This window comes from Streptomyces sp. NPDC001970 (genome assembly GCF_053594115.1).
Genome location: NZ_JBSFDW010000002.1, coordinates 380,428 through 404,751, shown reverse-complemented (window position 1 = coordinate 404,751; position 24,324 = coordinate 380,428). Strand labels below are relative to the sequence as shown.

General features: G+C 71.1%; 26 protein-coding genes and 3 pseudogenes. 18 read left to right on the top strand and 11 right to left on the bottom strand.

What is annotated here, in order from left to right; genetic code table 11:
• The first annotated feature begins 94 nt into the window (after positions 1-94).
• Positions 95-1,939: a sulfatase gene (locus ACWCP0_RS04325; RefSeq protein WP_451077320.1), complete on the top strand. Its 1,845-nt coding sequence runs from the start codon at positions 95-97 to the stop codon at positions 1,937-1,939.
• Positions 1,936-2,133 carry a hypothetical protein gene (locus tag ACWCP0_RS04320; protein ID WP_451077319.1) on the top strand — a complete coding sequence of 66 codons (198 nt, stop codon included), beginning with the start codon at positions 1,936-1,938 and terminating at the stop codon, positions 2,131-2,133. The genes ACWCP0_RS04325 and ACWCP0_RS04320 overlap by 4 nt, the downstream gene beginning before the upstream one ends.
• On the opposite strand, the gene ACWCP0_RS04315 is transcribed toward ACWCP0_RS04320, so the two are convergent.
• Positions 2,123-2,881, bottom strand: coding sequence for a CDP-alcohol phosphatidyltransferase family protein (locus ACWCP0_RS04315; protein ID WP_451077318.1), 759 nt, complete (start codon positions 2,879-2,881; stop codon positions 2,123-2,125). The genes ACWCP0_RS04320 and ACWCP0_RS04315 overlap by 11 nt on opposite strands.
• 106 nt (positions 2,882-2,987) lie before the next feature.
• Here ACWCP0_RS04315 and ACWCP0_RS04310 point away from each other — a divergent pair, with 106 nt between their 5' ends.
• The 5 genes and pseudogenes from ACWCP0_RS04310 to ACWCP0_RS04290 form a co-directional block, all read left to right on the top strand.
• Complete coding sequence (locus ACWCP0_RS04310; protein ID WP_451077317.1) at positions 2,988-3,986, top strand: zinc-dependent alcohol dehydrogenase; 999 nt, start codon at positions 2,988-2,990, stop codon at positions 3,984-3,986.
• A gap of 94 nt (positions 3,987-4,080) precedes the next feature.
• Positions 4,081-4,479, top strand: a complete 399-nt coding sequence (locus ACWCP0_RS04305; protein ID WP_451077316.1) for a 6-pyruvoyl trahydropterin synthase family protein — start codon at positions 4,081-4,083, stop codon at positions 4,477-4,479.
• Positions 4,452-5,627: a glycosyltransferase family 4 protein gene (locus ACWCP0_RS04300; RefSeq protein ID WP_451077315.1), complete on the top strand. Its 1,176-nt coding sequence runs from the start codon at positions 4,452-4,454 to the stop codon at positions 5,625-5,627. The genes ACWCP0_RS04305 and ACWCP0_RS04300 overlap by 28 nt, the downstream gene beginning before the upstream one ends.
• The gene (locus ACWCP0_RS04295; protein WP_451077314.1) at positions 5,624-6,556 is read left to right on the top strand and encodes an SAM-dependent methyltransferase; all 933 of its coding nucleotides are present in this window, start codon (positions 5,624-5,626) and stop codon (positions 6,554-6,556) included. Before ACWCP0_RS04300 ends, ACWCP0_RS04295 begins: the two co-directional genes overlap by 4 nt.
• A 35-nt stretch (positions 6,557-6,591) precedes the next feature.
• Positions 6,592-7,386, top strand: a pseudogene (locus ACWCP0_RS04290) (lysylphosphatidylglycerol synthase domain-containing protein); the annotation flags it as partial.
• On the opposite strand, the gene ACWCP0_RS04285 reads toward ACWCP0_RS04290, so the two are convergent.
• Both ACWCP0_RS04285 and ACWCP0_RS04280 read right to left on the bottom strand, forming a co-directional pair.
• Positions 7,315-8,340, bottom strand: coding sequence for a RibD family protein (locus tag ACWCP0_RS04285; protein ID WP_451077313.1), 1,026 nt, complete (start codon positions 8,338-8,340; stop codon positions 7,315-7,317). The pseudogene ACWCP0_RS04290 and the gene ACWCP0_RS04285 sit on opposite strands and share 72 nt — an antisense overlap.
• Positions 8,337-9,110: a creatininase family protein gene (locus ACWCP0_RS04280; RefSeq protein ID WP_451077312.1), complete on the bottom strand. Its 774-nt coding sequence runs from the start codon at positions 9,108-9,110 to the stop codon at positions 8,337-8,339. The genes ACWCP0_RS04285 and ACWCP0_RS04280 overlap by 4 nt, the downstream gene beginning before the upstream one ends.
• 135 nt (positions 9,111-9,245) lie before the next feature.
• On the opposite strand from ACWCP0_RS04280, the gene ribA reads away from it, so the two are divergent.
• Positions 9,246-9,935, top strand: a complete 690-nt coding sequence (ribA, locus tag ACWCP0_RS04275; protein ID WP_451077311.1) for a GTP cyclohydrolase II — start codon at positions 9,246-9,248, stop codon at positions 9,933-9,935.
• On the opposite strand, the gene ACWCP0_RS04270 is transcribed toward ribA, so the two are convergent.
• Together ACWCP0_RS04270 and ACWCP0_RS04265 are read right to left on the bottom strand one after the other, a co-directional pair.
• On the bottom strand, positions 9,910-11,166 hold the full coding sequence (locus ACWCP0_RS04270; RefSeq protein WP_451077310.1) for a cytochrome P450: 1,257 nt from the start codon (positions 11,164-11,166) through the stop codon (positions 9,910-9,912). The genes ribA and ACWCP0_RS04270 overlap by 26 nt on opposite strands.
• Complete coding sequence (locus tag ACWCP0_RS04265) at positions 11,163-11,933, bottom strand: alpha/beta fold hydrolase (RefSeq protein WP_451077309.1); 771 nt, start codon at positions 11,931-11,933, stop codon at positions 11,163-11,165. Before ACWCP0_RS04265 ends, ACWCP0_RS04270 begins: the two co-directional genes overlap by 4 nt.
• Positions 11,934-12,126: 193 nt before the next feature.
• Between ACWCP0_RS04265 and ACWCP0_RS04260 the strand changes: the two genes are divergently transcribed.
• A complete protein-coding gene (locus ACWCP0_RS04260) occupies positions 12,127-12,354 on the top strand; it encodes a hypothetical protein (protein ID WP_451077395.1) in 228 nt (75 codons plus the stop codon).
• A 133-nt stretch (positions 12,355-12,487) separates the two neighbouring features.
• Positions 12,488-14,065 carry a CocE/NonD family hydrolase gene (locus tag ACWCP0_RS04255; RefSeq protein ID WP_451077308.1) on the top strand — a complete coding sequence of 526 codons (1,578 nt, stop codon included), beginning with the start codon at positions 12,488-12,490 and terminating at the stop codon, positions 14,063-14,065.
• Between the two features lie 55 nt (positions 14,066-14,120).
• On the opposite strand, the gene ACWCP0_RS04250 is transcribed toward ACWCP0_RS04255, so the two are convergent.
• The 4 genes from ACWCP0_RS04250 to ACWCP0_RS04235 form a co-directional block, all read right to left on the bottom strand.
• Entirely contained in the window at positions 14,121-14,309 is a 189-nt protein-coding gene (locus ACWCP0_RS04250) for a hypothetical protein (RefSeq protein WP_451077307.1), read from the bottom strand.
• 130 nt (positions 14,310-14,439) lie between these two features.
• Positions 14,440-14,883, bottom strand: a complete 444-nt coding sequence (locus tag ACWCP0_RS04245) for a DUF6278 family protein (protein WP_451077306.1) — start codon at positions 14,881-14,883, stop codon at positions 14,440-14,442.
• A 55-nt stretch (positions 14,884-14,938) separates the two neighbouring features.
• A complete protein-coding gene (locus tag ACWCP0_RS04240; protein WP_451077305.1) occupies positions 14,939-15,718 on the bottom strand; it encodes an exodeoxyribonuclease III in 780 nt (259 codons plus the stop codon).
• Positions 15,719-15,787: 69 nt separating this feature from the next.
• Positions 15,788-16,420, bottom strand: a complete 633-nt coding sequence (locus ACWCP0_RS04235; RefSeq protein WP_451077304.1) for an MBL fold metallo-hydrolase — start codon at positions 16,418-16,420, stop codon at positions 15,788-15,790.
• A gap of 602 nt (positions 16,421-17,022) precedes the next feature.
• Here ACWCP0_RS04235 and ACWCP0_RS04230 point away from each other — a divergent pair.
• The 5 genes and pseudogenes from ACWCP0_RS04230 to ACWCP0_RS04210 all read left to right on the top strand — a co-directional run bounded on the left by ACWCP0_RS04230 (position 17,023) and on the right by ACWCP0_RS04210 (position 21,082).
• Positions 17,023-17,481, top strand: a complete 459-nt coding sequence (locus ACWCP0_RS04230; protein WP_451077303.1) for a tyrosine-type recombinase/integrase — start codon at positions 17,023-17,025, stop codon at positions 17,479-17,481.
• A gap of 1 nt (position 17,482) precedes the next feature.
• Entirely contained in the window at positions 17,483-18,778 is a 1,296-nt protein-coding gene (pcaDC, locus tag ACWCP0_RS04225) for a bifunctional 3-oxoadipate enol-lactonase/4-carboxymuconolactone decarboxylase PcaDC (RefSeq protein WP_451077302.1), read from the top strand.
• Positions 18,779-18,784: 6 nt separating this feature from the next.
• Positions 18,785-19,156: pseudogene (locus ACWCP0_RS04220) on the top strand (redoxin domain-containing protein); the annotation flags it as partial.
• A 137-nt stretch (positions 19,157-19,293) separates the two neighbouring features.
• Positions 19,294-20,223: pseudogene (locus ACWCP0_RS04215) on the top strand (transposase); the annotation flags it as partial.
• A 133-nt stretch (positions 20,224-20,356) separates the two neighbouring features.
• Positions 20,357-21,082: a hypothetical protein gene (locus ACWCP0_RS04210; RefSeq protein WP_451077301.1), complete on the top strand. Its 726-nt coding sequence runs from the start codon at positions 20,357-20,359 to the stop codon at positions 21,080-21,082.
• A 399-nt stretch (positions 21,083-21,481) separates the two neighbouring features.
• Here the strand turns inward: ACWCP0_RS04210 and ACWCP0_RS04205 are convergent, their stop codons facing one another.
• Positions 21,482-21,685 carry a cold-shock protein gene (locus tag ACWCP0_RS04205; protein ID WP_451077300.1) on the bottom strand — a complete coding sequence of 68 codons (204 nt, stop codon included), beginning with the start codon at positions 21,683-21,685 and terminating at the stop codon, positions 21,482-21,484.
• A 159-nt stretch (positions 21,686-21,844) separates the two neighbouring features.
• Between ACWCP0_RS04205 and ACWCP0_RS04200 the strand changes: the two genes are divergently transcribed.
• The 3 genes from ACWCP0_RS04200 (at position 21,845) to ACWCP0_RS04190 (ending at position 22,942) form a co-directional block, all read left to right on the top strand.
• A complete protein-coding gene (locus ACWCP0_RS04200) occupies positions 21,845-22,168 on the top strand; it encodes an aconitase family protein (protein ID WP_451077388.1) in 324 nt (107 codons plus the stop codon).
• A complete protein-coding gene (locus ACWCP0_RS04195) occupies positions 22,080-22,319 on the top strand; it encodes a hypothetical protein (RefSeq protein WP_451077394.1) in 240 nt (79 codons plus the stop codon). The genes ACWCP0_RS04200 and ACWCP0_RS04195 overlap by 89 nt, the downstream gene beginning before the upstream one ends.
• Before the next feature lie 173 nt (positions 22,320-22,492).
• The gene (locus tag ACWCP0_RS04190; protein ID WP_451077299.1) at positions 22,493-22,942 is read left to right on the top strand and encodes a hypothetical protein; all 450 of its coding nucleotides are present in this window, start codon (positions 22,493-22,495) and stop codon (positions 22,940-22,942) included.
• A 616-nt stretch (positions 22,943-23,558) separates the two neighbouring features.
• Here the strand turns inward: ACWCP0_RS04190 and ACWCP0_RS04185 are convergent.
• Entirely contained in the window at positions 23,559-23,930 is a 372-nt protein-coding gene (locus tag ACWCP0_RS04185; protein WP_451077298.1) for a hypothetical protein, read from the bottom strand.
• Between the last annotated feature and the right edge of the window lie 394 nt (positions 23,931-24,324).

The following is a 24,324-nucleotide window of genomic DNA, read 5'->3' as shown; positions in this document are numbered from 1 at the left end:
GATGCCGCCCGCACGCCGTACAGGTATCCGCGGCCCCGGGCCCCGGGCCAGGTTCGCCGTGCCATCACCGAGCTCCGCACGGAAGGACCTTCGGGTGTCGCTCTGGACGCACTCTCAACTGCCTGATCAGGACAGCACCGTCACGGAGGAGAGCCCGCCACGGTACGGCTCCCCGCACCAGCTGCCGGACGACGGCGCCGCGGATCGGAACACGGCGGGCCGGACGGCCGCAGCGGACCACGAAGGCGACGCCCCCGGCGGAGGCGTCCGCGGCGGTCGGCGGAAGAGGTCCCCGGGCGCCGCACGGGCCCTGACACGGTGTACCACCATCCTGGCCGCCCTGCTCGTGCACGGCGCCCTCCTCCTGCCGGACGAACTCCCGCGCCTCGTCCCCGCCGCGTTCACCCGTATCCCGGTGGAGGCCGTCTTCGGCACGGCGGTACTGCTCGTCCTGAAGCCGAAACCGAGGCAGGTGGCCGCCGTGGTCGCCGGGGCGGGGCTGGGCCTGCTGACCGTCCTGAAGCTGCTCGACATGGGCTTCCACTCCGCTCTCGACCGCCCGTTCGACCCCCTGCTCGACTGGACGCTGCTCGACGACGCCGAGGCGTTCCTCAGGGACTCCGCGGGGGCGACCGGGGCGATCGTCGCCGCGATCGGGGGCGTGGTCCTGGTCCTCGCCGTGCTCGTCCTCATGACCCTGGCAGTCGTCCGGCTGTCCCACCTCGTCGTCCGGCGCAGTGCGGCAGCGACCCGTGGCACGCTGCTGCTCGGGACCGTCTGGCTCATCTGCGCGTCGCTCGGCGCGCAGATCGCCGCCGTACCCCTCGCCTCCCGCGGCACGGCCGAGTTGGCCCAGGAGCACGTGCGTCAGGTGCGTGCAGGCCTGAAGGACAGGCAGGCGTTCTCGGAGGCGGCCGCCGTCGACGCTTTCCGCGGCACCCGGGCCGACCAGTTGCTGACCGGGCTGCGGGGCAAGGACGTCCTCTTCGTCTTCATAGAGAGCTACGGCCGCAGCGCGGTCCAGGACCCCCGGATCGCGCCGCACATCGGCGCGGTGCTCGCGGACGGAACCCGGCGGCTGCGCGCGGCCGGCTTCTCCTCCCGGAGCGCCTTCCTCACCTCGCCGACGTCGGGCGGCGGCAGCTGGCTCGCGCACTCCACCTTCATGTCCGGCCTGTGGATCAAGAATCAGCAGCGCTACGACAGCCTCACCTCGAGCGACCGCCTGACCCTCACCGGCGCCTTCCGGGACACGGGTGCCTGGCGGACGGTCGGCGTCATGCCGGGCGTCACCCGGTCCTGGCCCGAGGGGGAGTTCTACGGCCTCGACCAGGTCTACGACTCCCGGAATCTCGGCTACCAGGGACCGAAGTTCAGCTGGTCGCCCATACCCGACCAGTACAGCCTGGCCGCCTTCGAACGCCTGGAGCACGGCAAGCCGGACCACAGGCCACTGATGGCGGAGATCGTTCTCGTCTCCAGCCACAGCCCATGGGCACCGATACCCAGGACGCTCGGCTGGGACGAGATGGGAGACGGCTCGGTCTACCACTCCGTCAAGAGGGCCGGCAACGACCCGGAGGACGTGTGGAAGGACCCCGCACAGGTGCGCGCCGAGTACGGGCGGGCCGTCGCGTACTCGCTCGCCAGCCTGATCGACTACGTGGAGAAGTACGGCAACGACGACACCGTGCTCCTCTTCCTCGGTGACCATCAGCCCGTTGCGACGGTGACCGACGGCGAATTCGGCCGGGACGTACCGATCACCGTCGTCGCCCGCGACCGGGCGGCACTGGGGCGGATCTCCGGATGGGGCTGGCAGGAGGGCCTGAAGCCCGGCCCCGGGGCCCCGGTCTGGCGGATGGACACCTTCCGGGACCGCTTCCTGACCGCCTACGGCCCGGGACCCGGCGCAGCTCCGCCCCCGACGTCCCGGTGACCACCCGGCGGCGCAGCTCCGCCCCCGACGTCCCGGTGACCACCCGGCGGCGCAGCTCCGCCCCCGACGTCCCGGTGACCACCCGGCGGCGCAGTTCCGCCCCCGACGTCCCGGTGACCACCCGGCGGCGCAGTTCCGCCCCCGACGTCCCGGTGACCGCCCGGCGGCGCAGGGCCGGTCACGTCACACCCTGACGTGTGTCGCACCCTTGGACACGGTCGCGCCGTCACGGACCCTGACGGCCCACAGCCACCGCATGTCCCGTCCGAAGGACCAGACGAGCGCCGCCAGCGCCGCGAGAACGGCCACGTACGCGGCAGGGCGCGGGACGATCCCGGCGGCGGCCACGAGGAGGACGATCCCCTGCACGGCTGCCACCGTCTTGCGGGCCATGCTCGGAGGGAGCGGTCCCTGCAGCCACGGCAGCACACGGGCCGCCGCGACGAAGGCATAGCGCATGGCTCCGATCACCAGCACCCAGGCGCCCAGCGACAGGGCGACATGGACGCTCAGCACCAGGATGAGGAACGCGTCGACCTCCATGTCGAAGCGTGCCCCGAAGCACGACTCCGTCCCGGTGCGCCGTGCGACGTGGCCGTCGACCGCGTCGAGGACCAGCGCCACCGTGATGAGCGCGGTCAGGAGCACGGTCGGCGGCCGGCTCACGAAGGACTCGGCGACCAGCGCCGTCACGCCCCCCACGAGCGTCGTCCGGGCCAGGGTGACCCTGTTGGCCGGACCGAACGGCCCGACCTGCGAACGGCGCAGGGCACGCGTGAGTACGGCCCACGTGCCGATCGTGAAGGCCAGGCCCGTCACCCATCCGACGGGTCCGAATCCGGTCGCGGTGCCGAGCAGGACCAGCAGGAGGGTCTGCGCACCCGCCCCCTCGACCGTCTCCGGGCGCGCCGGCCTCCTGTTGTTCGTGCCGCTCGGGGCCACCGCGTACCTCCGTGTGACAGGGTCGATGTCTGCCGCGTACCGTGTGCGCGGCCTCATGATTGTCAGAACGTAAATCCCCACACCAGCGTTCAGCGGGAGGACGTCGTTGGAGAGCCGCGCACGCGCCTTCTGGCTCCGGTCCCCCGGCAGCGGCGAGATCCGGGACGTGCCGCTGCCCGAACCGGGCACCGACGACGTCGTGGTGCGCACGCTCTGTTCCGGGGTGAGCCGGGGCACGGAGAGCCTGGTCTTCCGCGGGGGCGTTCCGGAGAGCCAGTACTCCACGATGCGGGCGCCCTTCCAGGACGGCGAGTTCCCCGGGCCCGTGAAGTACGGCTATCTCAGCGTCGGTCTGGTCGAGGAGGGCCCGCGGCACCTCGTCGGGCGCACGGTCTTCTGTCTCTACCCGCACCAGAGCCGCTATGTCGTCCCGGCGAGCGCCGTGACCCCGGTGCCGGACACCGTCCCCGCCGGGCGGGCGGTGCTGGCCGGCACGGTGGAGACGGCGGTGAACGCGCTGTGGGACGCCGCGCCGATGGTCGGCGACCGGATCGCCGTGGTCGGGGCCGGCATGATCGGCTGCTCCGTCGCCGCTCTCGTCGCGCGGTACCCCGGTGTCCGGGTCCAGCTGATCGACTCCGATCCCGCCCGCGGCGCCGTGGCCGAGGCGCTGGGTGTCGACTTCGCGCTCCCCGGGGACGCCCTGGGGGACTGCGACCTCGCCGTCCACGCCAGCGCGACCGAGGCGGGACTCACGCGCGCGCTGGAACTGCTGGCGCCGGAGGGCACGGTCCTGGAGCTGAGCTGGTACGGCGACCGGCGGATCAGCCTGCCGCTCGGGGAGGCGTTCCACTCCGGCCGACTGGTCCTGCGCGGCAGTCAGGTGGGCAGGGTGGCCGAGGCCCGGCGCTCCCGCAGGACCTTCGCCGACCGGCTCGCGCTCTCGCTCGACCTGCTCGCCGACCCGTCCTTCGACGCACTGATCACCGGCGAGTGCGCGTTCGAGGAGCTGCCGTCCGTGATGCCAAGGATCGCCGCAGGGGACCTTCCCGGGTTGTGCCACCGTGTGCGGTACGACGCGGACACGGGCGCGGATCGCGTCTGACCTCCGGCCGTGAACACACGGCACACTGCGGCCGTAGTGAAAGGCAGGGCAGCACCGTCGGCTGCCGGATCCGTCGACCGGGAGGTCACCGCACTTGTTCAGCGTCACCGTCCGCGAGCACCTGATGATCGCGCACAGCTTCCGCGGCGAGGTCTTCGGACCCGCCCAGCGTCTGCACGGAGCCACCTATCTCGTGGACGCCACCTTCCGCCGTCCCGAGCTGGATGCCGACAACATCGTCGTCGACATCGGACTGGCCACCCGTGAGCTGAACGCCGTCGTGGGCGAGCTCAACTACCGGAACCTGGACGACGAATCCGCGTTCGCCGGCATCAACACCTCGACGGAGTACCTGGCCAAGGTCATCACCGACCGCCTGGCCGACCGGGTGCACGCCGGAGCGCTGGGCGAGGGTGCCCGGGGCCTGTCCGGCATCACGGTCACCCTGCACGAGTCGCACATCGCATGGGCGAGTTACGAGCGGGCGCTGTGAACCAGGCGGCGGACCAAGCGGCCGGCGTCGCTGCGCCCGGGCGCTTGGTCCGGGTCGTGATGCCCGCAGGCGTCGACGATCCGACGTCGCCGAGCGGCGGCAACACCTACGACCGCCGGGTATGCCGGGAACTGCCGCAGATCGGCTGGCAGGTCCACGAGCACACCGTCGCGGGCGACTGGCCACGCCCCGGGACCGACGCGCGCGAGGAACTGGCCCGGACGCTCCGTGCCGCGCCGGACGGCTCCCTCGTCCTCCTCGACGGACTCGTCGCCTGTGGTGTCCCGGAGGTCGTCGTCCCGGAGGCCGAACGGCTGCGCCTGGCCGTACTGGTCCACCTGCCGCTGGGCGACGAGACCGGCCTCGCCCCGGACGTGGCCGCCGCTCTGGACGCAGCCGAACGCAGGACGCTGCAGGCCGCGGCGGCGGTCGTGGCGACCAGCAACTGGGCGGCCGGCCGACTCGTGGACCACCACGAACTCGCCCCCGGACGCGTCCATGTCGCCGTCCCGGGGGCCGACATCGCGCCCCTGGCGACCGGTGCCGGAACCGGCCCCGCGGCCGGTGGACCCCCGCGCCTGCTGTGCGTCGCGTCGGTGACCCCGCGCAAGGGGCACCATCTGCTGGTGCGGGCCCTGGCGTCGGTCGCCGACCTGCCGTGGACCTGCGAGTGCGTCGGTGGACTGGGCCAGAGTCCCGGCTACGTCGACCAGGTCCGGAAGCTGATCGGGGAGCTCGGCCTCGGCGACCGGGTGCGCCTCGTCGGCCCCCGGACGGGCCCCGGGCTGAACTCGGATTACGCCGCTGCGGACCTCCTGGTGCTCCCCTCGCGCTCCGAGACCTACGGCATGGTGGTGACCGAGGCGCTCGCGCGCGGTGTTCCCGTGCTGGCGACGGCCGTCGGGGGAATGCCGGAGGCGATGGGGCACGCACCCGACGGCAGTGTGCCGGGCTTCCTCGTCCCGCCCGAGGATCCGGTTGCACTCGCCGCAGCGCTGCGTCGCTGGCTCGCCGACCCCGGCGAACGCCATCGCTCGAAGGCGGCCGCCCGCCGGCGGCGCACCGCGCTGGCCGGCTGGGAGACCACCTCACGGAACCTGGCCAGGGCGCTGGAACAGATCCGGCAGGAAACTCTGGAGGCCGCATGAGCGCGACCCATGTCACGCGCTACCCACCGGAGTGGCTGGCGCTGCGGGAGGCCGCCGACGCCGCGGCCCGGGCACCCGAACTCCTCGAACCGCTGCGCCGTCATCTGCCACGCCCGGCCGGCCCGGGACACCGCACGGGCCGGGACGGGGCGCTGGTGATCCGCGACCTCGGCTGCGGCACCGGCTCCATGGGACGCTGGTTGGCCCCCCGGCTGGAGGGGCCGCAGCACTGGATTCTGCACGACCATGACGCCGGTCTGCTCGAGCTGGCCGCCGAGAGCCTGCCCCGTACGGCGGCGGACGGCAGCCCGGTCACGGTCACGACGGAACGCAGCGACATCGCCCGGCTGACGGCGGACGGTCTGGCCGGCACCTCGCTGGTGACCGCCTCGGCCCTGCTGGACCTGCTCACCCGCGACGAGTTGGACGGGCTGGTCGCGGCCTGCGCCGGCGCCCGCTGCCCGGCGCTGCTGGCTCTTTCCGTGCTGGGGCGGGTCGACCTCGCCCCGGCCGATCCGATGGACGCCGACATCACCGACGCGTTCAACGCCCACCAGCGCCGGTGGGATCGAGGCCGCCGACTGCTCGGGCCCGACGCCGTCGCCGCGGCCTCCGTGGCCTTCGCCCGTCATGGCATGACCGTACGGGTGCAGACCAGCCCGTGGCGGCTCGGTGCCGCTTCGCGGAAGGCCGTCGGCCCGGAGGATGCGGCCACGGGCGCCCGCGACGCGACGTCGATGTCGGCCCTGACCGCGGAGTGGCTGCGGGGCTGGGTCGGCGCCGCGCGGACACAGCGGCCGGAGCTCGCGTCCGGCGCCGACGCCTACTTGCGGCGGCGTCTGGCGGCCTGCGAAGCGGGCGAGTTGCGGGTGGTGGTGCATCACAGTGATGTGCTCGCCCTGCCCCGGCGGACGGGCGTCACCTCGTGACCCGGGCGGTCCGGGCGGTCCGGGCCCGCCTCGGCATGCTCGCCGGAGCGGGCATCCTCGCGGCGGTGCTGTGGTGGCAGGGCACCGGCGCCTTCCTGGACGGGCTGCACGGGATCGACGGCCCCACTCTGCTGGCCGCTCTCGGCCTCGGCCTGTTCACGACCGTGCTCAGCGCGTGGCGCTGGTGGCTCGTGGCCCGTGGTCTGAGCATCCGGCTGCCGCTCGGCCGGGCCGTCGCGGACTACTACCGCGCGGTGTTCCTCAACGCGGCGCTACCCGGCGGCGTCCTCGGCGACGTCCACCGGGCGGTACGGCACGGGCGGAGTGCCGGTGACGTCGGCCGGGGCGTCCGGGCGGTCCTGCTGGAGCGGATCGCGGGGCAGGCCGTCCTCGTCACCGCCGGTGCCGTGCTCCTGATCGCGCACGTCTCCCGCGCCCCGGCCGAGGCGGTGCGGCTCGCCGCGACGCCGGAGGCCGCCGCTGCCCTCGCCGTGGTGTGCGGGCTGACGGTCGTCGGTGTGGCCGGACTCCGGGGGAGGCCGGCCACCTCGCGGCGGCGCCGCGCCGTCCGGACCATGCTCGCCGAGGCGCGCCTCGGGCTGCTCGCCCGAGGCAGCTGGCCGGGCGTGCTGATCGCGTCGGTCGCGGTGCTCGCGGGTCACCTCACCATGTTGCTCCTCGCCGCCCGATCGGCGGGATCGACGGCGCCGGTCACCGAGTTGCTGCCGTTGATGGTGCTCGCGCTGCTCGCCATGGCGCTACCTCTGAACATCGGCGGCTGGGGCCCCCGGGAGGGAGTCACCGCCTGGGCGTTCGGGGCCGCCGGCCTGGGCTCCGCCCAGGGGCTGACCGTCGCCGTGGCGTACGGACTGCTCGCGTTCGCCGCCTGCTTGCCCGGCGCCGTGGTGCTCGCCGTCGACTGGTTCGGCGGAATCCGGCGTGCGCAGGTCGAGTTCGAAGAGGGTGTCCTCGCCGAGGGCGGCCCGGCGCATCGGCGGCCGGAGCGCGTCCCGCATCAGATCGGGTCCGGGGAAGCCGAGCCCAGGAACGCCGTCACCGATCAGGACCGGTGCCACGGTGAGATACAGCCGGTGCAGCGCATCGTCGTGCAGGAAGCGCGACACGGTGACGCCGCCGCCCTCGACCATCACACGGCCCAGGCCGCGGCGTCCGAGCTCGTGCACCAGGCGCCGGGGGGCGAACGCGGCGCTGTCGGGGAGGGTCAGAACGTCGACGCCGTTCATGCCGACGGCGTCCGCAGCGCTACACCCGCGCCCGGCGTCGGCGCTCACCACCCACAGGGTCGGCGCCGCCCCGTCGGTGAACACCTGGCGTCGCGGCGGCACCCGGCGGTTCGGGTCGAGGACGACGCGCACCGGGTCGGTTCCGGCGCAGGCACGGACCGTCAGCCGGGGATCGTCCGCGACGACGGTACCTGCACCGACGACCACCGCGTCGGAGAGTGCGCGCAGGCGGTGCAGATGCTCACGGTCCTCCGCTCCGGTGACGTAGTCGGAGTCGCCCTTCCGGGTGGCGATGAAACCGTCGAGGCTCTGGCCCAGTTGGGCGAAGGTGAATCGGGGGCCGGCCAGGCACAGCGGGAGGTAGCGGTCGGCGAGCACGTCCGCCTCGGGCGAGGCGTCCCGCCAGCGGCGCCGGCCGTCGGTGCCGCGGAGCAGCCCGACCGCGTCGGCCTCCGCTTCGGTCCGCAGCCCGAGCAGCAGTTCCCAGGCTCGCGAAGCGTCGAGTGTGCCGGCGCCCCGGGGTGCGGCGGGCCCGTTCAACAGGTCCCCCGCGGGGCCGGATCCGCGGATTCCGCCGGGACCAGGAGCGAGAAATATCCGGCAAAGGAATCGACGAGGCCGGCCAGCAATTCCTTGCCCTTCTCGGCCGATGCCAACGACGGACGGCCGACGACTCCGGTCGCGGTGTAGGCCCGCATGCCGAGAGTGAGCAAATGCCGTCGGTCGTCGACGACGAAATCGGAGGTCATATGTCCGGGCCGGACGAGTTCCGGATGCTCGTGCAACAGGATGGAGGTCTCCACTTCACCCGCATGCATATCGCTGTGCGACGGCGTCCGCACACCGGCGCGGTCCCTCGCCGCGTTCCAGTCGTCCGGGCCGGGGAAAAGCGCCATGCGCGTGCCGCTGCCGGCGGACTCCTGGACCACGTTGCGCAGGACGTAGTTGCCGCCGTGGCCGTTGACCAGGATCAGGTTGGCGACGCCGGAGCGGCGGAGCGATTCCGCGATGTCCCGGACGACGGCATGGAGGGTCACGGCGGAAATGCTGACGGTTCCCGGCCAGTCGGCGTGCTCGTGGGAGCAGGAGACGGTCAGCGGAGGCAGCCGGAGAACCGGATACGCGGCGGCGACCTCCCTGGCGATGGCGCAGGCGATGACCGTGTCGGTCATCAGGGGGAGGTACGGTCCGTGCTGCTCAAAGCTGCCGATGGGGAGCACGGCGACCTTCGCCCGCGCCGTCCCCGCGTCCTCCGTCGTGTCCAGCGGCAGAAGTCCCCACTCCGGCGGTCGCGCGTACAGGCCGCTCATGTCCCCGAACCCTTCTTTCTTCGCCCCGTTCCTCGCGCCATGAGATGCACTGCTCGAACACCTGGATAAACGGGTGGGTCGAGTTCTCCCCCATCAATCATGTCCCTGCCAGAGGCTACCCGACAGGATACCGCCATGACAGACAAAGATGTCCCGCATCACCAAGACGTTCGTTCCACGGATGCCGAACGCAGGGCAACCGTCCAGTTGTCCACCGATTACGGTGTCTTTCTCGCCGTCGGATATCTGGACCGTCATCGCGGGGACGAACAAATTGCGTTGGTGCACGGCGACGCCGAAGGGGACGATGTACTGGTCCGGGTGCATTCGGAGTGCCTGACCGGGGATGTTTTCGGGTCCCGGCACTGCGAGTGCGGGGACCAGCTGGACGCGGCGTTGCGAGCCATCGTGAGCGAGGGACGCGGCGTGCTCGTCTACCTCCAGGGGCACGAGGGCCGGGGAATCGGCCTGCTGGCCAAGCTCCAGGCGATGCATCTCCAGGCGGAGGGGCTGGACACCGTCGACGCGAATCTCGCGCTCGGATTCCCTGCGGACGCCCGCGACTACCGGGTGGCGGCGGACATGCTCCACGACCTCGGGGTGCGGTCCGTACGACTGCTGTCGAACAACCCGCGCAAACGCGATGCTCTGCTCCAGCACGGCCTCAAGGTCACCGAGCAGGTTCCGCTTCTGACCCCGCCGCGGAAGGAGAACATCTTCTATCTGCGGACCAAGCAGGGGCGCCTCGGCCACCACCTTCCGCACCTGGACGGGGCAACCGTCCGCTCCGCGGCGGAACCTACAGCGCCACCGGCAGTGCCTTGATCCCGTTGATGAAGTTGGACACGAGCCGCCTCGGCGGCTCCGCGACCGTGAGGAACGGCAGCGCCTCCCTCACCTCCTCGTGCAGCACGCGCAGTTGAAGGCGCGCGAAATGCGCGCCCAGGCACACGTGCGGGCCGCCCCCGAAGGAGACATGCGGGTTCGGCGAGCGGGACAGGTCGAGCCGGTGCGGGTCGGCGAAGACGCGTTCGTCGTAGTTGGCGGAGGCGTGGAAGACGACGACCTTGTCGCCGGTGCGTACCGTCCGGCCGGAGAGGCTCACGTCGCGGGCCGCCGTGCGGCGGAACGACAGCACCGGCGGATGCCAGCGCAGCAGTTCGTCGACGGCGGTGTCCACGCCCACCTCCCCCGCCCGTAGCCGCCGCTGCTCGTCCGGGTGCCCGGCGAGCGCCAGGAGCCCGCCCGGCGCGGCGCTGCGGACCGTGTCGTTCCCGGCGACGGTGAGCAGGAAGAAGAACATCTCCAGCTCGGCGTCGGACAGTCCGGGCGCGGCGAGCGAGGTCATGACGTCGTCGCCGGGGCGGCGCCGTTTGTACGCCGCGAGCTCGTGTGCGTAGTCGAACATCTCGCGCAGCATCGCGGGCGAGCGCGGATTGACCGGTCTCCCGTCGCCGTCGAGCACGGCCGGCTCGTCCGGGTCCTGGTACGCGATGACGCGCTCGGTCCACGTGAGCAGCAGTCCCCGGTCGCTCTCCGGTACGCCGAGCAGGTCGGCGAGGTTGAGCAGGGCGTAGTCGTCGGTGACGGCGGCGACGAGGTCGACGACCGGGCCGGACTCGCGTGCGGCGCCGAGCAGTTCCCGTGCCCTGGCCCGCGCGGCAGCCGTGAAGCGGTCGATGCGGCCGGGGGTGAAGGCCCGGCTCACCAGTCGCCGCAGCCGGCCGTGGTCCGATGGGGCCTCCCCCGCGTGGCGAGGGGAAGGGTCCTGGTTGAGCATCATGCGGCGGATGAACGGCAGATCGGCCGGGTCGGGGTCGCGGATCTGAGTCGCTCCGAGCCACGACGAGAAGCTTTCCGCGTCCTTGAGCACGCGGACGACGTCGGCGTGGCGGGTGACCGCCCAGAAGCCGGGCCCGGCGGGCCAGCCCAGCACCTCGTACTCGTCCTGCCAGGCGACCGGGTGACGGTCGCGCAGTTCGCGGAAGGCGTCGTGCGGCGGCCCGTCGGCGTAGATCCGCGGGTCGAACACGTCGGGGACCGTGGCCGTGCTCATGCGTCGGCCCGCAGGAAGTCCTCGACGGTACGGATCAGTTGCAGCGGTGTCTCGTCCATCGCGTAGTGCCCCGCGGCCGCCAGCTCGGTGAGCTCGCCCCGTGCGTACCAGCGCAGCCACGTGTCCCGCATCAGCCCGGCGCCCAGCGCGGGGTCGAGTGCGCCGACGACGGCGAGCGCCGGGACGGTCGAGCCCTCGACGTCGCTGTGGAAGTCCTCGACCGCCCAGGAGTCGAGCCAGGCACGGAAGGCCTTGGGGTCGCTGCGCCGCAGCGACCGCTGCACCATGCGGTCCAGCCAGGCGGCGGGCCGTACCGAGCCGGTGGTGATGTCGATGATGGTGCGCCGGTTGGCCGGACTGTCGGCGGCGTCGGCGAAGAGCCCCCACTGGTCCTGTGGCATCGGCAGTCCGCCGGCCGGCACGGGTGAGATGCCGACCAGCCGCCGCACCCGGTGGGGTACGAGCGCGGACACGCGCTGGACGACGGATCCGCCCATGGAGTGACCGATGAGCGAGAAGCGGTCCCAGCCGAGCCGACCGGCGAGCGCCACCAGGTCGGCGGCGCCCTCGCCGGTGGTGTACGCGCCGGGGGTGCTCATCGCCTCTCCGTATCCGCGCAGGTCGACGAAGGCGTAGGTGAACGAGGCCAGGTCCAGATCGGCGAGCACGGGGGCGTAGGCGCCGCGGTCGGCGAACCAGCCGTGCACGGCGATGACGCGGTGCGGTCCGTCGCCGAGCAGCGTGTGCGGAAGCACGAAGGGTGTCACGACGTCTCCGTTCGCAGGCTGGATGCGTACGGGACAACGGTGGCTTCCCGCGGGCGGATCCGCCAGGGTGCAGAACGGGCGCACTGTCTGACATGTCACATCCGCCAACGAAGGAAATACCCGGCATGTACGCAGCCCCGTCCGCTCCTCCTGACTCTGTACCGGCGGAACAGATCGCCACGGAGGTCTTGAGTTGAGCCGCAGCCACGTCCGCATACGCCCGCGCACCACCGTCCGCGCCGCCGCGACCACGGGCCTCGCAGCGCTCGCGGACGCGAAGGCGGTGTACGACGCGGTCAGGCCGGGCGATCCGTTCGAGATCACGGGCGCGGACGCGAAGGGCACGATCGCCCCCAACAACGGCTACGGCGAGTGGAATCCGAACTGGGCCGAGTGGCAGGCGAAGAGCGCGCTGCGGTGACGTCCCCTGATCCCTCGTTGACACGACGTCCAACAATCGTTACCCCTGCGTAACTTACCGACGGGTTACTTCAGGTGAGCGCGGCCGGTTACCTTCGGGTCACTTTCGGACCGGCACGAGTCAGGAGTGACCGATGGCCCACCCCCACAAGGCCCTGCGCACGACCACGGCCGGCACCGTCTCGGCCGCCCTCCTGGCCGGCGCCGCCTTCGGGCTGGCCCCGGCGGCTCCGGCCGCAGCCGCCGACCGGCCCGGTATACGGTTCGTCGACATCCAGGGCGACGGCGGCACCGTGCTCAAGGCCAATGTCGTCACCCCGGTGGACGCCCACGGCTCGCGCACGTACCCCGTCATCGTGCTGCCCACCAGCTGGGCCACGCCGCAGGTCGAATACCTCGCCCAGGCCACGAAGCTCGCCGACTCCGGCTACGTCGTGGTCACTTACAACGTGCGCGGCTTCTGGCAGTCCGGTGGGCAGATCGAAGTGGCGGGGCCGCCGGACATCGCCGACGCATCCAAGGTCATCGACTGGACGCTCGCGAACACCCTTGCGGACCCGTCCAGGATCGGCATGGCCGGAATGTCGTACGCCGCCGGGATCAGTCTGCTCGCCGCCGCGCATGACGAGCGGATCAAGACGGTCGCGGCCCTCAGCGGCTGGGCCGACCTCACCGACTCCATCTACAGCGGCCGTACCCAGCACCTCCAGGCTGCCGCGCTCCTCGTCGGCGCGGGCTGTCTCACCGGCCGCCCCAGCCCCGAACTCCAGCAGTTCACCAAGGACTTCCTCGGCTCGAACCTGGCCAAGGAGGACGAGATGCTCGCCTGGGGAAAGCAGCGCTCCCCCGCCACCTACCTGGACCGCATCAATCGCAACGGCGCCGCCGTGATGCTCGGCAACGCCTGGGGCGACACCATCTTCCCGCCCAACCAGTACGCCGAGTTCTACGAGCGGCTCACGGTCCCCAAGCGACTGGAGTTCCGCCCCGGCGACCACGCCACGGCCGAGGCCACCGGCCTGCTCGGACTGCCCAACGACACCTGGACCAGCGCCCGGCGCTGGTTCGACCACCACCTCAAGGGCGCCGACAACGGAGTGGACCGCGAGCAGCCCGTCCGTATCAAGTCCCGCTCCTCCGGCGGCTACGAGACGTACCCCGACTGGAAGTCGGTCGGCACGGACGCCCGCAAGATGGCGCTCGGCGGCACGAAGACGATCCACGCGAACGTCGACTCCGGTGCCAACGGCGGGATCGTGATGCTTTCGAGCACCTTGGACCAGTTCCTGAAGCTGCCCCCGATCGCCTCGATTCCCCTGCTGCCGCGGTCGTTCGCCGCGGTCTGGCAGTCCGAGCGGTACGCCACCGAGCAGCGCATCCGGGGGACCGTGAAGCTGCACACCACGGTCACCGGCACCAAGGAGAGCGGCACCCTCGTCGCGTACCTCTACGACGTGGGACCGCTCGGCCTCGGCAAGCTGGTCAGCAACGCCCCGTACACCTTCCACGGCCGGACCCCGGGCCGGCCGTTCGCCGTGGACCTGGAGCTGTTCTCCACCGCCTACGACGTACCGGCCGGCCATCGTCTTGCCCTGGTGGCCGACACCGTCGACCCGCTCTACATCGAGCACAACCCGTCCGGCGCACAGCTGACCTTCTCCTCGCCCACGGCCGACCCGTCGTACCTGTCGGTCCCACTGCACAAGAAGTGATCTCCGGCTGCCGCCGGGACGGGTACGGCCGGGGCGACGTCCACGGCCTTGGGTGTCAGGGACTGCCCATCCCGGTGCGGGTCGGCGAGGCCGCCGTCATCACAGGGATGAACGGCCCATCGTAGTCGAGCCGTCCGGGGTCGCGCGCGCCACCGCAGATCCTGCGATTGATGTTCAGGAGGATGTGCATCTGCCCGTAGTGCTTGTCGACGTCACGCAGCTCGATCAACGGATCGACGCCCATACGCTGCCCTGCCCCATTTCTCAGCGGTGTCGGGTCAGCGCAAACTATCCAGGCCGCCAAGGGACTTCAGGGGCGACACGCATAAGTAGGGCATAAGCCGTATTTACCATCCCGCAGGTGGCCGGGACCGTCAGGCCTCGGCCGCCTCCGCGTACACCTGGGACAGTTCGGGAGAGCCGTGCGCCGCCCAGTCCAGCCCCGCCTCCACCACGTTGATCTCCCGCCCCGACGCGAGCCGCACCACCGGGTGACCACCCGGCCAGACATGCCAGGAGGCACCCCGGACGGTCCGCACGATCACGGTGCCGAGATAGAGGCCCGCGTCGTTGCCCACCCAGGGCAGTTCCTCCGGATCCTCCCGCCAGCGCGGGGGCAGCTGGTCGAGCGCCTCCAACGACGTGGGGGTGTCGTCCAGTTCCAGCCCTTGCTGCCCTGCCCGGACCCGCAGCAGCTCGCACTCGGCGAGGAGCTCGGCCACGCCGTCGGGGTCGCCGCCGACGGCGGAGGCCAGCGATTGCCCGCCCCGCTCACCGCCATGCTTTTTGCGCCAGTTGTCCAAGAAAGGGATGTTCATACCTCAGCCTCGCATTCCCATGGACGGGCGCACCACACGGCGCGCAGGAGGCGCCTCAGAGCTCGAGATCGACCACGACAGGGGCATGGTCCGAGGCACCCTTGCCCTTGCGCTCCTCACGGTCGACATAGCTGTCCTTGACGGCCTCGGCGAACGGTTCGTTGCCGTAGACCAGGTCGATGCGCATGCCCCGGTTCTTGGGGAAGCACAGCTGGCGGTAGTCCCAGTAGGTGAACGGGTGGTCGTACTTGAGCGGCCGGGGCACCACGTCGGAGAGCCCGACCTCGCGCAGCCGCTCCAGCGCGGCCCGCTCCGGCTCGGTCACATGGGTCATACCCTCGAAGAACGACGGATCCCACACGTCGTCGTCCGTCGGCGCGATGTTGTAGTCACCGAGCACGGCGAACGGCCGGTCGCGCGCGGCGTCCTCGGCGACGGCGTCCTTCAGCGCCTCCAGCCAGGCCAGCTTGTACACATAGTGCTCGTGGGCGACCTCCCGCCCGTTCGGCACGTACACCGACCAGACGCGGACCGGGCCGCAGGTGGCGCTCAGTGCGCGCGGCTCCTGCACGCCGCCGTACGCCGGGCCGCCGGGCAGCCCCATGGCGACGTCGTCGAGCCCGACCCGGGAGACCACCGCCACGCCGTTCCACCGGCCGTCGGCGTTGACCGCGGACTCGTAGCCGAGCTCCTTCAGGGCCTCGCTCGGGAACTGCTCCGCGGTGCACTTGGTCTCCTGGATGCACAGCACGTCGGTGCCGCTGCTCTCCAGCCAGGCGAGCAGGCGCGGCAGCCGGGCGGTGATCGAATTGACGTTGAACGTGGCGATGCGCATGCCGCAAGCGTAACCGCGGGGTGTGACAGCAAGAGTGGCAGTACGGTCCGACGGTCGGCGGCGCGCCCGTCAGACGTCGGCGGACTCCCCGGAGCCGAGCCTGCTGTGCTCGGCACCACTGAGGTTGCCCAGGTGGGTGTCGTAGACGGGGCGCGCGCGCTCGGTCAGCAGGGCGTCGTGGATGTCGATCGCACGGCGCGGCCCGACCTCGCGCACGTACTCGATGACCTCGGAGATCTTGTTCCAGGGAGCCATCACCGGAAGCATCAGCGTTTCCACGGACTGCTCGGGGACGGTCAGCGCGTCGCCGGGGTGGAACAGCGAACCGTCCACGAGGAAGCCGACATTGGTGATCCTCGGCAGATCGGGGTGGATCACGGCGTGCAGTTCCCCGTGCACCTGGACGTCGAAACCGGCGGCGGTGAAGGTGTCACCGTTGCCGACGGTGTGCACGCGACCGGGAAAGGCGGCCGAGAGCCGGTCGGCGACGCTCCGCAGGGTCCAGATCTCGGCCCCCGGATCGGCGTCCATGGCCACGCGCAGGCGCTGCTCGTCGAAGTGGTCGGGATGCTCGTGCGTGACGAGAACGGCGTCCGCGCCCTGTGCGGCGTCCTCCTCGCTGAAACCGCCGGGGTCGATGACGAGCGTGCGGCCGTCCTTCTCCAGCCGGATGCAGGCGTGCGACTTCTTTGTGAGCTTCACGTCGGTGGCCTCCCTCGCGCGTACGCCCCTCCTGCGACCCTAGCGGCCCGGACGCGGCGAGGCGCTGTGGGGCGGGGCCCGCTTCCACGGGGCGTGCCGGGTACCCGCCCGGTGGGCCGGTCCGGGGCTTGCCCCCGGTTCGGGAAGGGGCAGGGCGGGGACATTAGCCCTCCGCAGTCGCCCAGGGCGCGGCGAGGGCTAGACAAGCCTCATCATCCCAGCTCAGAAGGCACTTTCGCGTTTCCGCTCAGGATCCGGACCCACCGCAAGTGAAATGCCGGGGCTAGGGGTGACCTCGGTAGAGATGTCCCTCGCGCGACTGAAGGACGCACTCAACCGGGCGGTGACGCGGCGCCTGGTCGCCGTGAACGTTGCCCAATCCCTCGGAAGGCACGCAAGGCGGAGCGGAAGACCAAGACGGTGGTGCCGCCCTGGAGCGTGGCGGAGGTTCATGCCTTTGTGCTCGCGGTGAAGGACGACCGGCTGTACGCCCCCCTCCTTCTCTCCCTGACAGGCCTGCGTCCGGCGGAGGTCTGCGGCACCGCTGGGCCGACGTCGACCTGGGCAAGGCCACCCTGGCCATTGCCAACACGCGAACACTGGTGGGGAACAGGACCGTGGTGGAGAAGGACACGAAGTCTCTCGCCGGTGAGCGGCAGCTTCCCCTGCCCGCTCTGATCAGGGAGGCCCTGAAGCGCTTCAGGGCCACGCAGGTGGCCGAGAAGCTGGCGGCGGGGGAGGCGTACGAGGACAGCGGGTACGTGCTCGTGGACGAACTCGGGAGGGCACTCAACGGGCGGCATCTGCGCGTGCGGGCGTACAAGGTCATGGCCGAGAACGAGCTGCGGCGGGTCCGCTTGTACGATGCCCGCGCGAGTTGCTTCACGTACCTCGCGAACAACGGGGTGCCGGATCACCTCCTTGCCCTGTGGGCGGGGCACACCGATGTCAAGACGACCAAGAAGTGGTACGTCAAGCCGGACGTGGAGGACCTGCGCCCGGCGGCGGAAGCGTGGGGAGGTTTGGCCAGCGTCCCGACCCCCGTCGGTGAGAAATTGTGAGATGTGGGAGCGTGAGTGGGTGAGCACGACGACGACACGCACCCTGCAGTACCGCTCTGACGGGCCAGAAGACGCACCAGTCCTGATCTTGGGACCATCGCTCGGCACTACATGGCACATGTGGGACAGGCAGATACCGGAGCTGTCCCAGCAGTGGCGCGTCCTCCGCTTCGATCTGCCCGGCCACGGCGGTGCCCCCGCGCACCCCGCGAGCTCGGTGACCGAACTCGCCGACCGCCTCGTCACCACCCTCGACGGACTCGGCGTGCAGCGCTTCGGGTACGTCGGCTGCTCGATCGGCGGTGCGGTCGGCATCGATCTCGCGCTGCGGCTCCCGCACCGGGTCGCCTCGCTGGCGCTCGTCGCGGCCTCGCCCCGGTTCGGCACCGCCGACGAGTTCCGCCAGCGGGGCGTGATCGTCCGCACGAACGGAATGGACCCGATGGCCCGCACCGCGCCCGACGCCTGGTTCACGCCGGGCTTCGTGACGGCGCAGCCCGCGATCGTCGAATGGGCCGTCCAGATGGTGCGGACCACCGACCCCGGCTGCTACATCGCCGCCTGCGAGGCGCTCGCCGCCTTCGACGTGCGGGCCGACCTGGGGCGGGTCGGCATCCCCACCCTGGTCCTGGTCGGCTCCGAGGACCAGCTCACCGGACCCGCCGAGGCCCGCACCCTGGTCGCCGGCGTCCCCGACGCCCGCCTCGCGCTGGTCCCCGGCGCGTCCCACCTCGCGCCCGTGGAGCAGCCCGCAGCGGTCACCGACCTGCTGGTACGCCACTTCTCGTCGGCCTGGCAGGACACGCTGGCCGCGATCCCGGCGCCGCCGGTGTTCCCCTCGATCTCCGCGCCGGTCGCCCCGGTCGCCCAGATCGCTCCGGCCCCCGAGCAGCCGCATGCCGTCGGGGCGGTGCGCCCCGACCCTTACGAGGCCGGGATGAAGGTCCGCCGCGAGGTGCTCGGGGACGCGCACGTGGACCGGGCCCTGGCCGCGGCGGACGACTTCACCGGCGACTTCCAGGAGCTGATCACCCGGTACGCATGGGGCGAGGTCTGGACCCGCGACGGGCTGGACCGGCGGACCCGCAGCGCGGTCACGCTCACCGCGCTGATCGCGAGCGGGCACCTCGAGGAGCTGACGTTCCACACGCGAGCCGCGCTGCGGAACGGGCTGACTCCGGCCGAGATCCGCGAGGTCTTCATCCAGGCGGCGGTCTACTGCGGCGTGCCGGCCGCCAACTCGGCGTTCCGGGTCGCCCAGGCGGTGATCCGCGAGGAGACGACCCCGCGGGACTAGGGCGTGCTGCAGCAGCACCACGACGAGATCTCCGCCCGCGGAGCGAAGCTGGTGGCCGTCTCGCCACAGATCCCGACGAGTCGCTGTCTCTGAGCGAGAAGCACGAGCTCACCTTCGACGTCCTCAGCGACGTCGGCTCCGACACCGCCAAGCAGTACGGGCTCGCCTTCGACCTGCCAGGCGACCTGGCGGCCGTCTACGACTCCTTCGGCATCGAACTGCAGCGCGTGAACGGCGGTCACCCCCCGGACCCTTCCGCTGCCTGCGACGTACGTCATCGACCGCGAGGGCACCATCTGCTGGGCTTTTGTCACCACCGACTACACCCAGCGGGCCGAACCGGCCGACATCCTCGCCGCCCTCGACTCGTTGACCTGAAACAGCCGCCTGATTTACCGGTGCGTACGTAAGCACCCCTCACATACCTGCGCCTGCCATGCGGCCTAACGTCAGCGGCGAAAGCTGGAGGTCACCGCAGAGGCATGTGGGGGCGATCATCATGGCCGCGACCGTGCAGGTATCAGAGAGTCTTCGACAAGCTGACCGCGAAGTTCGGCCGCGTGCTGGTCATCGTTGACCAGCCCGCATCCATCGGTGCCCTGCCACTCGCGGTGGCCAAGGACGCCGGCTGCGAGGTCGCCTACCTGCCCGGCCTGGCGATGCGCCGGATCGCCGACCGCTACCCCGGCGAAGCCCAGACCGGCGCCCGCGACGCCCACGTCATCGCAGACGGCGCCCGCACCATGCCCCACACCCAGTTCCACCCCAGCCTGGAACGCGTCCTGGGACCCCGCCTGGACCGCCCGGCCGTCACCCACCTCCTCGAGCGATCCGGATCGCCCGCCGCTCTGCGCAAGGCAGGACCCCGACGGCTGATCAGCCTCATACGTCCCAAGGCCCCGCGCGCGCATGGCCGAACGCCTGGTCAGCGACATCTGCAATGCCCTGGACGAACAGACCGTCGTCGTCCCCGGCACCGGAACACTCGACACGGTGGTGCCTCCGCTGGCCCGCTCGCTCGTCGCCGTCCACGAGCAACGACGGGCCATCGACTTTCCCAGGTCCTGACGTCGATGCCCGGAGTCGGCGTCAGGACCGCCGCCACCCTGCTCGTCACCATCGGCGACGGCAGCAACTTCCCCACCGCCGCCCACCCGGCCTCCTACACCGGCCTCGCCCCAGCCACCAAGTCCTCCGGATCCTCCATCCACGGCGAACACGCCCCACGAACCAACCGGCTCCTGAAACGGGCCATGCTCCTGTCCGCGTTCGCCGCCCTGCACGGCCCGGCATCCCCCACCTACTACGACCGCCAGCGGGCCCGCGGCAAAACCCACACCCAAGCCCTCCTCCGCCTCGCACGCCAACGCATCAGCGTCCTGTTCGCCATGCTCCGCGACGGAACCCTCTACGAGTCACGCACCCCCGAACCGGCCACCGGATGAGCCCTCTCAACCTTGACGAAGGACATGGAGGCACCCCCGAGCCCTGAGCATGAGAGCCTTTCGGGCTGCACGCAACGACCGCGTCCGGGTCGCGCAGATGTGGAGTCGTGCCGGGGCGCCTAGGCTCGGCGATGTGCTGCGCAAGGTTGACGAACTGGCTGGCCGTGGGCCGCTGCGGATCTGTGCCCATGTGCCGCCGCCCGGTGAGCCGGGCGGTCTGACCGGCCTGCGCGTGCTGTTGGTCGCGGATGTGCTGGCGCGCGTCGTCGAGCTCCGTGGCATGCCCGTCTTTGTCAGGTGGATCGGCCCGAAAGTGGCATCGGCTGTTGCCATGGGTATCCGCCCGGCCGACGTACACGGGCCCCCGGACCAGATCGCTGACGTGCACAGCGAGCCACTTGGCGTACATCTCACTGCCCGCGCGTACGAGGGCGGGAGCGGGGCCTCTGTCCAGGTCGCGGAGGCACGCACGGCCGTTTCCCTGGTGGGACTTGAGGGGCAGGATCCGCTCGCCGTACGCCTGCTCCTGCTCTCTTACGCCCACTACGAACCGGTGGTGCTCCGTGCCGATGCCCTCGATGTGGCCCGCCGCAGGCTGGCGCGATGGCGGCGTGCCGTAGCCGATTGGGCAGAGCTGCCGTCGAAGCCAATGCCCGCCGACCGCCTGCGGCCGGTCCGTTACGAGCTGGAGAACAGTCTCGACACCCCCGCCGTACTCGGCCTACTGCGGGATCTGGAGACGGCTATGGACGTGCCAGCCGGGGCGAAGTTCGAGACCTTCGTCCACCTGGACCGTGTCCTCGGCCTGGACCTGGCCCGCGAGATCGGCCGTCCGCACTACGGGGAAGCGTCAGGATGATCCCGCCACGGCTGCGCGTCGTCCTGCGGCACGCCAAGTCCGCCTGACCCGAGGGGGTTTCCGATGCTTCGATCCATCCTGAGGTTCACCGGCGCCGCGCGGCCTGGCCGCATCCCGCCAGAGGGCGCAGGTACTCGGTCCGGCATTCCGGGTGGTCACTTCGGACCGTGCCGCTGACTCGCCGCACAACCCACCCTGCACCGGCTCCAGCGTGGCCGCGGTCAGATCTGCGTGCCCCACGGCCGCGATCATTGTGCCGCTCCTGCCCGCCGCTTCCTAGTCATTGCAATAGGGCCGAACGGCCCCAGCGGAACCGCAGCCAGGTCCCGTCACCCGCGGAGCCGCAATTGTCCATCGCAGCTGATCGGACTGCCCTCGCCCATGCGGTCCAGGACCGGGTCAGGCGGGTGTGACGTTTTCGGCCTGCGGACCCTTGGGGCCCTGAACCACGTCGAACTGGACTTTCTGGCCCTCGTTGAGTTCGCGGTATCCAGTGCTGGCGATGGCCGAGTGGTGGACGAACACGTCCGGGCCACCGCCCGCCTGTTCGATGAAGCCGAAGCCCTTCTCCGCGTTGAACCACTTCACAGTGCCGGTAGCCATTGCGATCTCCTCCATGGAGGCGAAGCGAGTCCCGCGTGCGACGGTTGCGGCGCGATCGTCACTGCTGCCCCTGACCATGGTAAGCAGCCACGCCCATGCCCTGCCCACCGTGGGGCAATCACCGTGAACCAGAGGCCCTGCGCCGCCGGGGCGCTGGGCATGCTCGCCATCGGCGTAGGCGGGATCGACGTCGCGATGGCGATGGCCGGCCGCCCCTTGCACATCCGTATGCCGCAGATCTGGGGCGTACGGATGTCTGGCGAGCTGCCCGCAGGGGTGTCGGCCAAGGACGTGATTCTGGAGATGCCGCGGCGGCACGGCGTGAGCGGCAGCGTGCACCGGATCACCGAGTACCACGGTCCGGGGCTTGCCGGCTTGTCGGCCATGGACCGCCATGTCATCGCCAACATGGGTGCCCGAGCTGGGCGCCACCACCACCGTGTTCCCCGCGGACGGCGCGGCACGGGCGTTCCTGGCCGCTGAGGGCAGGGAGGAGGACTTCACCGAGATCCTGCCCGACCTCGACGCCACGTATGACATGGAGGAGGAGATCGACTTGTCGGCGCTGGAGCCGCTGATCGCCAAAGCCGTCCTCGCCGGGGAATGTGGTCCCGGTGCGGGAGGTGGCAGGTGAGGAGGTGAGTCAGGTCGTGGCCGGCTCGTCCGCCGATCCCGGGCTGCGCGACTACGCGATCACGGCCGCCGTGGTCAAGGGCCCTCAGACGAGTGCGCAGGTCAGCTTCGGCATCAACCCGACCTCGCGGGAGATCCTGGCAGACCTCACAACAATGGGGGCCACTCTGGACAATGGGGGCCACTCTGGATCTGGTCACCGCCGGCGCGCGTATCCACCAGGCCGGCTGTCTGGGTTGCATCGGCATCGGCCAGGCGCCCGCGCGTGGCCGGACTCGTTGCGGGACGTTCCCGCGGAACTTCCCCGGCCGCTCCGGCACGGCGGAGGACGCGGTCTGGCTCTGTTCACCGGACCGGACACCGCGGCAGCCTCCGTCCTGGCCGGAGCCGTCACGGATCCCGGTCGTCCCACTGGAATTCCCTGACAGGGACGACTTCGACCGCACCGACCAAGGCGACGTTCTGATGCTGGACGAGCTCCACTCAGTCCTGCAGGGCGAAGCCGACGAGGTACGAGCACGCAATGTCACCAAGGGCGAGGAGTACCGCCTCTGGCACCGTCTGTCACCGCGACAGGCGCGGATAGTGCTGGCCGGAGGGCTGATCCCGGAACTCGAGAAGTAGCGCCGTTCTTGCCCGCCGCAGCGCAGCTGCCCCGCCTCACGGTAGTAGAAGACTTCTGCCGCACCGAATGCCAGCCACCGCTGACCGAACACAACCCGGTGTCGGCGGTTTCGGAATTCAGAGACCACCGACACCGACCTGCTCGCCCGCCCAGCGCTGGCACAAGGCCGCTGACATCCATCAGCGCGCCTTCTCCGCGCGCGCCGGGCGGGCAGGTCGGTGATGCGTGACAACCGCCGCTCCGGTGGCGAGATTCGTCCCCTGGGAGCCGGTCAGCGCCTGGGCGGGCGCTCGCTCCTGCACGGCTGAGCATGATCGCCAAGTCCACCATCGCGGCCAGGACCAAGGCCGCGCACACGTCGAGTTCCTCGGAAAGTTCCGAGGAATCAGGGTGCTGTGTGACCTGAACGCGCTGAGCACACGGCGAACAGCACCGTCCGGCCAGGAAGAGCGACGTGACCTCACCCCGACCGCGGTCCACTCAGCTCTCGACGAGGCGTGGTGTCAGTCGCCGACCACCGGTAGGCATCGACGACGAACGGAGTCATGTCGTCGAGGGTGACGAAGCGGCGCACCGCGCCGGCCCACACCTGTATGCCGGGATCAAATCGGCAGATCAGGGCCGATGCCGGGCCCGGTTCATGGCGCTGCGGATCATTGACGCCATCCGCTCGGGGTGCGGCGAGCTGACGGCAATGCGCACGAAGGGCGACGGCGCGCGCAGGTCGACGCAGACGACCGCCGGGTGCCGCGGGCGGATCGCGAGGAAGTCCTCGCCGCGATGCTCCCATGTCCCCAGACAGACCGCGCCGGGCACCACCAGGCGCCGGCCCGGAATCCCCCGCAGGAGCCTCCACCACTCCGGCAGTACGGTGACGCTCTCGACCGCGGCCAACGGGACACTCACTTTCCAGCGTCGAACGACAGCCTTCTCCCACCACGCCAGGCGGACCACCAGTTCCTCACCGACCACTCCGAACCGCGCCATGGCTCACTCCCTCAGGGCGCCATCGGGCCGGCGCCATGCGGTGCCGAGCGGCACGACCGGGTCGTCGTCGGGAGTCCGGCCCTACCGGCCGAATGTGAGCGGTGGCGCCGAGCACATGCCCATCATGCCGCTCGGGACCGGTACCCCGCAGCGTTGGTGATCTTCTTGCCGCGGAACGGCACTCGCCCAGCTCGTCGGGGGCGCGCGGCGGGCCACCGATGCCGGCGTCGACGACGCCCAGCCGCAGCTGGTGATGCGCTGCCAGGGGTACATGTACCGCCCAAAGACCAGCAGAAGATCATGCAGCAGTGCCGGGCGTGGCGACTGGGACCAGCTCCTGGACCACGCCGCCTACCGCGCCCTCGTCGAGCGCGAGCAGCAGCGCGAGGAACGG